Source organism: Grimontia hollisae CIP 101886 (assembly GCF_000176515.1).
GTDB classification, from domain to species: domain Bacteria; phylum Pseudomonadota; class Gammaproteobacteria; order Enterobacterales; family Vibrionaceae; genus Enterovibrio; species Enterovibrio hollisae.
Window position 1 is genome coordinate 255836 of record NZ_ADAQ01000013.1, and the last position, 12358, is coordinate 268193.

The window sequence follows — 12358 nt, forward strand, 5'->3', positions numbered from 1 at the left end:
AACCATTCATCCGGTTTATATGATGCTGAATTGAAAAGACAAAGGGCGCCAAAGCGCCCTTCTTTATTTATTTTTTCTATTTATTACTGACAGTTATGGCGCTTTCTGTCGCCTTAATACTGCTTCCATACCAAACTGGCTATTCGTGAGTGTCAGTGTGTCTGTATCGAGTTGATACTGGGAATCTTGTTGACCACCCCGGTAAATCAAAACCAAGTGATCATCTTCAAGAAAGTAGACTCCACGATGCGTCACGGATTGCCCCTCTGTGCCAGATACCCTTACTGAAAACAGAAAATCAGGGCGAAGCATCAATGCCAATTTACTCACATTTTCATCAACATCAAGCCCTTGAATCACATCGCTATACCAAGCACCTGAAAGGCTGTTAGGTAAGATTTTTGTAAAGCTTGCACCTCGAAGCATAAGTTGGTTGTGATTCAATTTGTATTCGTGGTGTTGGGTCTCACCTTGATCATCATTGAGCATCAGAGTCCTGTCATCCAAATCATAGAGGCCTCTCGCCTCCTCGACTGAACCATCACGCTTCAAAAGTTTCACATTAAAACGATATGCCGAATCAAAAGAAATCGTAATGGCTTTATATTGATTGTCAGCGCCTTCTGCATCTTGCTGGTCAGGGCTAAACCAATACCAATCACCAAGCAATAGAGGAAAGTCGAATTGAGTCAGATCTGTTGCCTTAACAGGCAAAGACAAAGAGAAAAACAGGGTTAACAGGCTTATCCATTTCTTCATAGGCATCCCCCTTCGGTCTGTTCTTATAATTTTAGACACATATCACAATAACGCCCGGGGTGTGTTTCGGTTTTTGTTCCTGAAGTCAGTTTTTCACTTTTTAATAGTAAAAAAAGCGGGCATCTGCCCGCTTCGTATATCCTCCGATCTGGAATTAGCTGTTTAGCTTTTTCGCCAAATCTAAAGTGATCGCCGCTGCTTCATCAAGATAAGCATCTGGCTCTTCATAATCATTGGGAACGTCTTCCAATGATTTGAACAGCTTCTTACCCAGCATTTTCTGGCGGTCATTCAATCTGGCCAAGCGTTTTTTATCCGCATCTTGTTGCTCAGAAATACGTATTTTCTCACTCAGGGAGATAACATTCTTGTCTTTCTCAGCCTTATATTCAGCAATATCACTCAAGATAAAACCAAACTCCGCATCATTCTTAATGCGTTGCTGATGGTTTTGATCCAGTGCAGGCACAATTTTCCTTAACGTGTCGCTGGATTGATAAGCGGCAGGGCTGATGCTATCCCAAGGCAGTGCATTATCTTCAACACTCTCCCCTGTTTCTGACGGATCGACCGCTGTTGGGAAAGCAATGTCTGGCACCACGCCAAGGTGCTGTGTACTACCACCATCTATCCGATAGAACTTTTGAATCGTGTATTGAACATGACCCAACGGTTTATCAAACAAATCGTAGATATGGTTGAGAGAACGATGTTGCTGCACTGTCCCTTTACCAAACGACTGTTCACCAAGAATGACGGCACGACCGTAATCTTGAAGCGCTGCCGCAAAAATTTCTGATGCTGATGCTGAGTATCGGTTAATCAGTACCGTTAATGGGCCCTTGTAAGAGACCGCATTGTCGCTGTCGCTGTTAACTTTTACCCGACCATAACTGTCACGTACCTGCACCACCGGGCCATTTTCAATAAACAGTCCCGTCAGTGCAGACGCTTCACTCAATGCGCCACCGCCATTATTGCGGAGGTCCATAACAATACCGGCAACGTTTTCCGCTTTGAGTTTGGCGATTTCTTTTTTGGTATCTTCTGCGAGACCGACATAGAAACTCGGCACAGAAATGACACCGACTTTGTCTTTACCTTGTTGAATCACCTCGGATTTCACGGCACGATCTTCCAAGCGAATTTTATCACGCACAAGTGTGACAGTGTAACTCTTGGCATTCGCCCCGTCAGGCAGGATCTGAAGCAATACTTTACTGCCTTTTGGTCCTTTGATCAGCTGAACAACGTCATCAAGACGCCACCCAATCACATCAACGACTTTTTCTTTATCCTGGCCCACACCAATGATGCGGTCACCTGGAGAAAGCTTTTTAGATTTTGATGCAGGACCACCGGCAACCAGTGAGCGAATCACAGTAAAGTCATCTTCAGCCTGAAGCACGGCACCGATACCTTCCAGTGAAAGGTTCATTTCCGACTGAAATTGCTCAGCATTGCGTGGAGAAAGATAACTGGTGTGTGGATCTACTTCTCTGGCAAATGCGTTCAGGTAAATCTGGAAAACGTCCTCACTTTTGGTTTGTGTTAGACGCTTCAGTGCACTGTTATAACGCTTTGACAACGTTTCCTGAATTTCTGGCCAGGTTTTTCCTGCCAATTTCAAGTTCAGTGCGTCGTTTTTAACGCGTTGGCGCCAAAGTTCATTGAGTTCAGCATCGTCCTTTGCCCAAGGGAGTTCGCTGCGATCAATCACCATCTCTTCGTTTTCATCGAACGTGATCTCGTTGTCCAATAACGTCAGTGCGTATTTATAACGATCAAACCGACTGCGAAGAGACACATTGAAGATATCGTAGGCCGCAGACGTATCACCTGAGCGCAGTTGTTCATCTAAACTCAATCGCCATTTAGATAACGCATCCACCTCTTTCTGGGTCAGGAAAAGACGGTTAAAGTCGAGTGTTTCGAGATAGCGGTCAAATACGGCGGCGGAGAATTCATCATCCAGTTGGAATTGTTTGTAATGTGACTTCTCAAAACGACGGGTAATACGCTTGCTGGCAGTTTCATGCTGGGGTTCAGAAACCAAAGTAGGCAACTCAGCAGCATTGTAATTGGCCTCAAGGGCATGGGCGGATGCCGCCAGCAAAAAGCTGGCAGCAATCGCGGAAAAGCGAAATCGACAAATCATGCGTCGAGGGATCTCCTTTACGAACTGAGGTGCTCCGCTTTTACCAGCATGGTCAGGCCATTACTTAAACGGACACGGACCTCGTCCTTGTTGAGTTCTACAATGGTGGCAGCCATATTGCCATTGCCCATATTAACATTGACATCTTTACCTACGACAATGTCTTCAGCCTTGAGTTCGCGACGCGGTGCCGCAGGCTTCTTCTCTAGCTTAGTATTTTTTGAATTTGCTGGTCGAGGTTTTGATGGGTTAGCTGTTGATTTATTTGATTTTGGTGATTTTCTGGCTTTTGCATCACCTTTTTTATCACCACTTTTCGCCGCTTGCTCTTTACGGCGTTCTGCTGCGCGTGCTTTGCTTTCTGCCAAGGCTGTTTGTGCATGGTCGATATGCTCTTGCTCAAGTTCGCCACAATCATTCCCATCCAGATCGACACGAACAGCGCCTGCTTTCACGCCGTATAGGTAACGCCAGGAAGAGGTATATTGACGCAACGCAGCTCGGAGTTGAGTTTTACTTACTTTCGGGTCATCAGCAAGACGCTCTGCCAAGTCTTGGAAAATGCCAATTTTCAGAGGGCGAGCTTCCCCCTCAAGGGTAAAACATAGTGGGAAACGTTCAGCGATATAGGCAATGACTTGTTTGCTGTTGGCCAGTTTTTCAGTGTTTTCCATTTTTCTTCCTGTCTCATTGCTCAATTATGGCAATAGAGAGTGTGTACAAGTTAACAAATTAAGTGCTGCGTATTATAGATACCTGTGCTTGAAAAACCACAGAGAAGCTTCAATTTAGAGGTGTTTTTGCAATTCATTGACCAATAAAGTGAGTCCGGTTTCATCCTCTTGATCAAATCTTGCTTTTTTTGGCGAATCTATATCCAACACACCAATGCATTTTTCGCCTTGGTACAAGGGTAAAACAATTTCTGAGTTGCTCGCTGCATCACATACGATATGGTCATCGAAAAGATGAACGTCTTCGACACGTTCAATCCTACGGTTAGAAAAAGCACGTCCGCATACCCCGCGCCCATAAGGTATCCTCACACAAGCAGGTTTCCCCTGGAAGGGCCCCAAAACGAGTTCGCTGCCATCATCAAGATAAAATCCCGCCCAGTTGATGTCGTCAACCGACTGAAACAAAAGCGCACTGATGTTTGACAGGTTTGCGATAAGATTGGGTTCATCCTGGATGAGAGAAACCGCCTGGCGGGTGAAAAGAGAATAAAAATCCGCTTTGTTTTCCATATTTATACGACGTCCTAAATTTTCTGACTCCCTACGATAGGCAAAATGGGCGACCTATTCAATCATGGCGTTGACCGTTTCCTCCCCTTTTGGTGGCGGTCAGGAATAAAAATCACGTGCCCTACACTAATGGATTGATTAAGATGCCTATTTGTTGAAGTGACTCACTCAGGCTTCTTCCCGTCCTCTCTGCACGAGAAAAAGTTGTAGGCTCCTACGGATTGGATGTATACCAAACCACCGTACTGATATAAAGAAAGGGGAAAGATCTGCTATGCATGTGCTGAAATGTACGTCATGCGATCTGTTGGTACATGTCGTACCTGTCGCAAGAGGTTTCTGTGCGCGCTGTCCATCCTGTGGCACCCGTGTTATCAAGAACTCTTCGATCAGCCTGTCTGGTGAACGGGCGCTCGCGTTAGCTGCTTTGGTTCTGTTTTTTCCTGCCCAGTTTTACGCGCTGGTCTCGATTGAGTTGCTTGGTGTGCCATTATCGACGACGGTAACAAGTGGCAGTGTTATCCTGTTGGAAAGTTTTCCTTTTGTTGGTGCATTGGTCATTTTTTGCGTCGCTGTTGCCCCCCTGCTGTACTTGCTCACTATTCTTGTATCCAATATTTCAGTCTCATTCAGGAATGCCCGGGTTCTGTACTACAGCTCATCAGTTTTAAAGGTCATCCGCCACTGGGTGATGGTTGATGTTTTTCTGGTCAGCCTAGCCGTTGGGTGTTTTAAGGTTCAGGATTTTGCGGACATCAGCGTTGATGCAGGCTTGCTGAGCTTTGTGTTGCTACAGGTGTTAACAGCCGTGTTACTGTCAAGGGTTTCGCCTAAACGGTATTGGGACGCAATGGGCGAGAGCCAAAACCAACAGGATGAGAATGAGGAAGCCCCTCTGGCCTCTGAGGCCCTGATTGGATGTAGTCTTTGTGGACTTACGCAGTCGGCTCACCATCAACATTGCACCCGTTGCGGCAAGAGATTAGAGCACCGGGTATTCCAAAGTATTCAAAAAACCTGGGCGTCATTGCTCGCCGCCGTCGTGTTTATTTTCCCCGCCAACCTCTATCCGATTTCGATATTGCTGACAAACGGTAAAAGGCTGGAGGACACCATTTTTTCCGGTGTCGCCTCTTTGATTAAACAAGGTATGTACGGCATTGCCATCATTATCTTTACGGCGAGTATTATTGTGCCAGTGGTTAAAATTATATGTCTGGCGTACATCCTGCTTTGTATTCACTTTAAGGTTGAATCTGGCAGGAAGTTGCGCATGAAGCTGTACCGGTTTGTTAAATGGATTGGAAAATGGTCAATGATGGACCTTTGTGTTATCGCCATCATGGTGTCACTGATTGACCGTGGCAACCTTCTCGATTTTACACCAGGACCTGGTGCCATCGCTTTTGGGCTCGTTGTGGTACTCACTATGATTGCTGCTGAAAGCCTGGATTCACGACTTATTTGGGATAAGTATGAGTAATGTTGAAGACTCTCGAGTCAACGATCCTGTCATTAAAAAAGACAAGAGCATTTCGCCACTTTGGATTTTCACCCTACTGGCTTTCGTCCTTGCAGGTTGGCTTCTCTATAAATCCGTTAATGAAGCCGGTGAGCGAATTGAAATCTTTTTTACCGACGCACAAGGTATTGAAGCGGGCCGAACTACCATCCGTTATCAAGGTCTTGAAGTCGGTATCATCCGCAAAGTGACACTTTCTGATGATCTGAAAAGCATTTCTGCCGAAGCTGAAATCTACCCAGAAGCGAAGAAAATCCTTCGTGAGAATACGGTTTTCTGGGTGGTCCGTCCCCGAGCCTCTATCACTGGCATTAGTGGTCTTGATGCACTGGTGACGGGTAATTACATTGCAGTCCAACCCGGTACCGGCGATGAAAAAACGACGTTTGTTGCCGCTGAAGAACCACCGGTTGACGCATTTGGCGACGATGGTCTGCGTATCCAACTTCAAGCACCTGATCTTGGTTCAATCAGTGTTGGCTCTGGGGTCTACTTTAAAAAGATCCGCGTCGGCGAAGTGATAGGTTATCGCTTAACGCCCGACAGCCAAAACGTGACACTGTCACTTAACATCAAAAGTGAATATGCCAAATTGGTCACCAAACAAAGCAGATTCTGGAATGTGAGTGGCATTAAAGCCGACATTGGTTTAAGTGGTGTCGATGTAAATATCGAAAACCTTGCGTCGGTGATTGCCGGTGGTATTGCTTTTGATTCCCCGGAAGGCGGCGAAGCTGCGCAACCGCTGGACATGTTTACGCTCTACACATCTATCAACGATACAGAGCGTGGTCTGCCAATCACCATTAAATTGCCGGAAGATCACGGTATTACCAACCCAGAATCCCCTATCCTTTACCAAGGATTAGAAGTAGGCAGACTGAATGGCATTCACTTCAACAACGATTTCAGTGGCACTGAGGCAACGGCGAATATCAATCCATCCATGGCCTGGCTGCTCAAATCAGACAGTGAATTCCTGATTGAGAAGCCGGAAATATCATTAAGTGGTGTAAAACGCCTTTCTAACCTTATTATCGGTAATACGCTTTCGATCAAACCCGGAAAAGGTGACGATGCGACAACCTTTACTGCCGTGACACACAACGCGTTGATTGAACAAGATCCGCGTTCACTGGTGGTGACGGTGTCGTCTGAAAGCAGCTGGGGATTAAAAGAAGGTACCAACGTCCTTTATCGCGGTGTTCAGGTCGGTTTTGTAAAAAACATCACGCTCAGTGATGAAGATGTAAAAATGCAACTTGTTATCCACCCCGACCACAAACACCTGGTTAAAGGGGGTTCACGTTTCTTTATTCTGGGAGGCGCCACAGGGCAGATCAATGCAGACGGTGTCGAGTTCAGCATTCCTGCCGTCGCGCAAATGGTAGAGCCCGCTATCAGCTTTACCAGCACCGGTACCGACAAACCACTTGCGGAATACTCTTTGTTCAAGTCTGACATTCAGGCGAGAAACGCCAAAGATGCCATCAAAGGTTACCAACGCTTCACCTTGATTGCCGACAAACTGCCTTCCGTGTCAGAAGGCAGCCCTGTGATGTACAAGAATTTCACTGTCGGTAAAGTGGAAAGCTTTGAACTGGATAAAACCCGTGTGAAAGTCACTGTTCAGGTTGAAAACCGTTATCGCCATTTGATCACCGGAAACACCGTGTTCTGGAATCATTCAGGTGTTGATATTGAAGCGGGCCTCAGTGGCGTTAAGATTGACACAGGCTCACTGAAGTCCATCGTTTCTGGTGGTATTTCCTTTGGTGATATTAAAGGCATCGAAAACCGTGCAGGATCAGACTGGAAACTCTATGACAGCTTTACTGACGCGCAAAACTATGGACTGAAACTGACGTTTGATGCCGAAGACGCCAGTGGCCTGACAACAGGCAGCAAAATCAAGTATCAAGGCGTCAATGTCGGTGAAGTAACGGGGCTTTCTCCTGCTTTCCAGACCGATGGCGTGACCATCAGTGCAATGATTTACCCTGAATTTGCAGATCAACTGGCCCGCGCGACCAGTTATTTCTGGGTAGCGAAGCCATCGCTTAGCCTGACAAAAACAGAAAACCTTGATTCCCTGTTCGGTTCTTATATTTCTGTGGTACCGGGTAAAGGCAACAAACGTCAATCTTTTGAGCTGCATAAATCCGCAGAATATGCAGGTGGTCTGTCACTAGTGCTGGAGAGCGAAAGCCGTGGTTCAGTGACCGTTGGTACCCCTATCCTGTTCAGGGATTTTGAGGTGGGTTCTGTCACAGGCGTGCGGCTGGGACGTTTTGCTGACCGGGTATTGATCGAAGTGAAGATCAGTGATGACTACAAACATTTAGTTCGCAACAATACCGTGTTCTGGAACCAGTCCGGGGTCGATGTATCCATTGGTATTACCGGCGCAAACATTCGCAGCGGAACACTGGATAGCATATTGAAAGGCGGCATTGCCTTTGCCACCCCACCGGGTGATGCATTGGCTAAACCGGCCCGTTCAGACCAACATTTCCTGTTGCATAAAGCCCCTCAGGAAGAGTGGACGTCGTGGCGAACCGCCATCCCTTATTTCTAGCGTCAGCTTTCCTGACGTCGAAAGCGCGGGTTCTATCCCGCGCTTTTTCTTTATCTACCTCCGTTCCCGCTGGTTTCCCGTCGTTATTTTTTTTACACTTCGGCATTACTTCAACACCATCAAGAGACCTTTCAGGTGCACCCAAACATTAAGATCCCGGCATCGTTCTTAAACCAGATAGAACAGATCCTGCCTCCCCATCTTTCCATGAATGATTTTATCGAGGCTTGTAAACGTCCATTGCGACGCAGCCTTCGCGTGAACACCTTAAAAATCTCCGTGGCGGATTTTCTTGAGCGGGCCAATGAAAAAGGCTGGAAACTTTCTCCGGTACCCTGGTGTGACACCGGTTTCTGGCTGGATGACTATGACGAAGATACCGTGCCACTAGGGAATACGGCTGAACACATGGCAGGGCTTTTCTATATACAAGAAGCAAGCTCCATGCTCCCTGTCACTGCCCTCCTCCAGAACACTACTGAGCTGGAGTACGTGCTGGACATGGCCGCCGCTCCGGGGTCCAAAACCACGCAAATCGCCGCGGCACTCAATAACAACGGTGTACTGGTCGCCAACGAGTATTCTGCAAGCCGGGTAAAAGTGTTGCACGCAAACCTGTTGCGATGTGGCGTGCTGAATACAGCGCTGACTAACTACGATGGTCGGGTATTTGGTGGCTGGCTGCCTGAAATGTTTGATGCCGTGTTACTGGATGCCCCTTGTTCAGGCGAAGGCACCATTCGCAAAGATGCGGATGCATTCAGTAACTGGAGTCTGGAATCGGTTCAGGAAATCGCACAAACCCAAAGGGATCTTATCACCAGTGCATTTCACGCCCTGAAACCTGGCGGGGTAATGGTGTATTCAACTTGTACGCTAAACCATGATGAAAACCAGCATATCTGCCATTACATCAAAGAAACCTTTGGTGATGCTGTTGAGTTCGAGCCGTTAAACAATTTGTTTGAGGGAGCTGAGGCTGCGTGTACTGACGAAGGATTCCTCCATGTCTTCCCGCAAATCTTCGACAGTGAAGGCTTCTTTGTGGCCAAACTTCGCAAGACAGCGAGTGTCGGTTCAGAAATGGTGAAAAAGCGCCCACGTAAATTCCCTTTCCAAAAAGCATCAGGTAAGGATTCACAGGCCGTGTATAAAGCACTGGATGAAACGCTTGGCCTTCACGTGCCAGCGTCGTCCAATGTCTGGCTGCGCGATAAAGAAGTCTGGATATTTCCGTCAGCAGTCGATTCTTTACTCCCTGAGATCAAATTCGACCGTATTGGCCTCAAGCTCGCGGAAACCCATAAAAAAGGGTATCGCTGGCAACATGAAACCATTATGGCGCTGGCTAAAGGCAATGAGCCTAAGTGTGTTGAGCTGACAGTTGATGACGCTAAAGAGTGGTATATGGGACGGGATATTCGGCCACAAAACCTGTCGGGTACAGGAGAAGTCATTGTCTGCTATCGCAAGCAACCTATCGGTATTGGAAAATGGGTAGGAAACAGAATCAAAAATGGCCTTCCAAGAGAGTTAGTTAGGGACGTCAATCTTTTCATTGAGTAGGCATTAATGAAATTCTCAATGATGAAACGTCGCCTGAGCCTCGCCCCAACTAGATTTAAAGAGTTACAAATCTCCATTTAAACCAGTTAGCGCAAGGCTCTTACGAGCCATTCCCCTAAGCCCGGAACAGGAATCGTTCCGGGCTCTTTTTATCTGACGGCATCACCAACCCTGCAGTCACAAAAAAGGCCGCTTACGCGACCTTTCCAATTTTGCCGACCGGAAATTATTTAATGAGATAGATTCCGTCTTTTTCAATGCGGATCCGGCGCTCCTTGTACAAGCCGCCGATTGTCTTCTTAAACGTCGCTTTACTGGTACGGAACAACTCAAAAATCTGATCCGGGCTACTCTTGTCGCTGACAGGCAGAAAACCGCCTTTGCGCTCAAGGGTACGAATCACTTTTTCAGCCAAATCGTCAACTTTCCCTTTGCCCAGCTTTTGCAGGGACAGATCAATCTTGCCATCTTCGCGCACTTGTTTGATATAGGCTTTGAGGTGTTTGCCAATAAACAGTTTGCCGAACACTTCTGACTTGAACAACAAGCCGGAATGGGCATCGTTTACCGCACATTTGTAACCCAGTTCGGTTTCTTCCAGCACAGTGACATGCACCTGCTCGCCTTTCTTATAACGCGCGGGGGTTTTATCAAGGAACTTATTGAACTTGGTCGTGCCCACAATACGGCCTGATGCATTGTCAACATACAGGTAAACCAAGTACTCTTTCCCTTCCTGCATCTTCACGCGCTGCTCACTGAATGGCACCAACAAGTCTTTCGGCAACCCCCAATTCAGAAAAGCGCCAACGCGCGTTGTGCTGATGCACTTTAGCTTGGCAAACTGCCCTACCTGTGCGAGTGGCTTTTCCGTGGTTGCAATCACATCATCTTCTGAATCAAAGTAGATGAACACCTCAATTTCATCACCAACCAGCGTGCCTTTAGGGACATAGCGCTTTGGCAGCAAAATGTTGCCGTATTCACGCCCTCCGTCCACAAACACGCCAAATTCAACGTCTTTTACTACAGTGAGGTGATTCAACTGACCGATTTTTATCATGGATGTATTGCTCTTTCGTTTTAACCAAGGCGCAGTATACGGGATTTATACCACGATGTTTGCAGTTATTTGAATGGAATAACGGCCGCGTCATTTTGCAACCAATTGATTTCCTTTCATCCGACGGGAAACATACCCAGTGAGCTTCACGGATACAAGCGAAATTCATCCTCGTGTTTTATCCCGGCAAACCTGAAATCTGCTCGGTGTTTGTAGATCTTTCCGGTTAAAACAACGGCAATAAATAGAATAAATGACTGAAAGGACAGATCCCTGCTTTTCTGTCACTGAAATTTTGCTATCTTACTGCCTTCGCAACAGCACTGACGTAAGGAAGGCAGCACCATGCCGATTAAAACTGACGAACTTAGAACACAACCGATTGACACTTTGCCGACACCGGCGGAAGTAGAAGCTGACTCCCCACTTACAGACAGTGTTGCACAACATATCGCCGATGCCCGTAAACGCGTCGAAGACATCCTTACCGGACGGGACAACCGGCTTCTTGTTGTTGTTGGTCCTTGCTCCATCCATGATCCTGTAGCAGGCCTTGATTATGCTACCCGCCTGAAGGCATTGGCTGACAAACACAAAGACAATCTCTTGATTGTTATGCGTACTTATTTTGAAAAGCCACGTACGGTTGTTGGCTGGAAAGGCATGATTAACGACCCAGACCTAGACGGCAGTTGCAACCTCCGTGAGGGCCTGTTCAAAGCACGCAAATTCCTGGTTGATGTCAACACACTCGGCATGCCGACAGCAACAGAGTTTCTCGACATGGTTACCGGTCAGTACATTGCTGATCTGGTGACCTGGGGGGCGATCGGCGCCCGCACAACAGAATCCCAGATTCACCGCGAAATGGCGTCAGCCCTTTCCTGTCCGGTCGGTTTCAAAAACGGCACTGATGGCAACATCAAAATCGCCATTGATGCAATTCGCTCCAGCCAGACCTCGCACCTGTTCTGCAGTCCAGACAAACATGGCGTGATGACCATTTACCGCACCAGCGGAAACCCCTACGGACACGTTATTTTACGTGGTGGCCACCAACCAAACTATTCAAAAGCAGATGTAGCTGCTGCAGCGGCAAATTTGTCAGCGTTCAATCTGACACCACGGTTGCTGGTTGATTTCAGCCACGCAAACTGTCAAAAACAACACAAGCGTCAGTTGGATATCGCAGCTGACGTCTGTAACCAGCTTGTTGAAGGTGATGTGTTTATTGCCGGTATTATGGCGGAAAGCTTCATAGAGGAAGGCAATCAACCGGTCGACAAAGAAAACATTCACGCCCTGACTTACGGTAAGTCGATCACGGACCCTTGCCTTGGTTGGGATGATACTGCTGTCATGCTGCAAATGCTGTCTGACGCAGTAGCAAAACGTAATCGCACTTTCGCTTAACAAGCTGTGATATGCTCTCGCCCAAGCGGCAAAGCATCGTTTGCCCGGGCTA

The 12358-nt window shown here is 47.1% G+C and carries 9 protein-coding genes; 4 read left to right on the forward strand and 5 right to left on the reverse strand.

Annotation, left to right across the window (positions count from 1 at the left end):
* Nucleotides 1-93: 93 nt before the first annotated feature.
* From VHA_RS14150 to VHA_RS14165, 4 genes are all read right to left on the reverse strand, one after another.
* Nucleotides 94-759, reverse strand: coding sequence for a hypothetical protein (locus VHA_RS14150; protein WP_005505441.1), 666 nt, complete (start codon nt 757-759; stop codon nt 94-96).
* Between the two features lie 154 nt (nt 760-913).
* The gene (gene prc, locus VHA_RS14155; RefSeq protein WP_005505443.1) at nt 914-2917 is read right to left on the reverse strand and encodes a carboxy terminal-processing peptidase; all 2004 of its coding nucleotides are present in this window, start codon (nt 2915-2917) and stop codon (nt 914-916) included.
* A gap of 17 nt (nt 2918-2934) precedes the next feature.
* The gene (gene proQ, locus VHA_RS14160) at nt 2935-3591 is read right to left on the reverse strand and encodes an RNA chaperone ProQ (protein ID WP_005505458.1); all 657 of its coding nucleotides are present in this window, start codon (nt 3589-3591) and stop codon (nt 2935-2937) included.
* Between the two features lie 114 nt (nt 3592-3705).
* The gene (locus VHA_RS14165; protein WP_005505461.1) at nt 3706-4164 is read right to left on the reverse strand and encodes a GAF domain-containing protein; all 459 of its coding nucleotides are present in this window, start codon (nt 4162-4164) and stop codon (nt 3706-3708) included.
* Nucleotides 4165-4438: 274 nt separating this feature from the next.
* On the opposite strand from VHA_RS14165, the gene VHA_RS14170 reads away from it, so the two are divergent.
* From VHA_RS14170 to rsmF, 3 genes are all read left to right on the forward strand, one after another.
* Nucleotides 4439-5647 (forward strand): paraquat-inducible protein A, encoded by a 1209-nt coding sequence (locus VHA_RS14170; protein ID WP_005505462.1) that lies wholly within the window; start codon nt 4439-4441, stop codon nt 5645-5647.
* Nucleotides 5640-8264 (forward strand): MlaD family protein, encoded by a 2625-nt coding sequence (locus VHA_RS14175; RefSeq protein WP_005505463.1) that lies wholly within the window; start codon nt 5640-5642, stop codon nt 8262-8264. The genes VHA_RS14170 and VHA_RS14175 overlap by 8 nt, the downstream gene beginning before the upstream one ends.
* Before the next feature lie 135 nt (nt 8265-8399).
* Complete coding sequence (gene rsmF, locus VHA_RS14180) at nt 8400-9830, forward strand: 16S rRNA (cytosine(1407)-C(5))-methyltransferase RsmF (protein ID WP_005505464.1); 1431 nt, start codon at nt 8400-8402, stop codon at nt 9828-9830.
* A gap of 226 nt (nt 9831-10056) precedes the next feature.
* Here rsmF and VHA_RS14185 read toward each other — a convergent pair whose 3' ends face one another.
* A complete protein-coding gene (locus VHA_RS14185; protein ID WP_005505465.1) occupies nt 10057-10893 on the reverse strand; it encodes a CvfB family protein in 837 nt (278 codons plus the stop codon).
* A 345-nt stretch (nt 10894-11238) separates the two neighbouring features.
* Here VHA_RS14185 and VHA_RS14190 point away from each other — a divergent pair, with 345 nt between their 5' ends.
* Entirely contained in the window at nt 11239-12306 is a 1068-nt protein-coding gene (locus VHA_RS14190; RefSeq protein ID WP_005505466.1) for a 3-deoxy-7-phosphoheptulonate synthase, read from the forward strand.
* The last annotated feature ends 52 nt before the right edge of the window (nt 12307-12358 follow it).

Excerpts from the sequence above, each read along its gene's own strand:
- VHA_RS14185 (WP_005505465.1), bottom strand. The coding sequence starts at position 10,893 with ATGATAAAAATCGGTCAGTTGAATCACCTCACTGTAGTAAAAGACGTT.
- VHA_RS14175 (WP_005505463.1), top strand. The coding sequence starts at position 5,640 with ATGAGTAATGTTGAAGACTCTCGAGTCAACGATCCTGTCATTAAAAAA.
- VHA_RS14150 (WP_005505441.1), bottom strand. The coding sequence starts at position 759 with ATGAAGAAATGGATAAGCCTGTTAACCCTGTTTTTCTCTTTGTCTTTG.
- VHA_RS14170 (WP_005505462.1), top strand. The coding sequence starts at position 4,439 with ATGCATGTGCTGAAATGTACGTCATGCGATCTGTTGGTACATGTCGTA.
- VHA_RS14165 (WP_005505461.1), bottom strand. The coding sequence starts at position 4,164 with ATGGAAAACAAAGCGGATTTTTATTCTCTTTTCACCCGCCAGGCGGTT.
- VHA_RS14190 (WP_005505466.1), top strand. The coding sequence starts at position 11,239 with ATGCCGATTAAAACTGACGAACTTAGAACACAACCGATTGACACTTTG.
- prc (WP_005505443.1), bottom strand. The coding sequence starts at position 2,917 with ATGATTTGTCGATTTCGCTTTTCCGCGATTGCTGCCAGCTTTTTGCTG.
- proQ (WP_005505458.1), bottom strand. The coding sequence starts at position 3,591 with ATGGAAAACACTGAAAAACTGGCCAACAGCAAACAAGTCATTGCCTAT.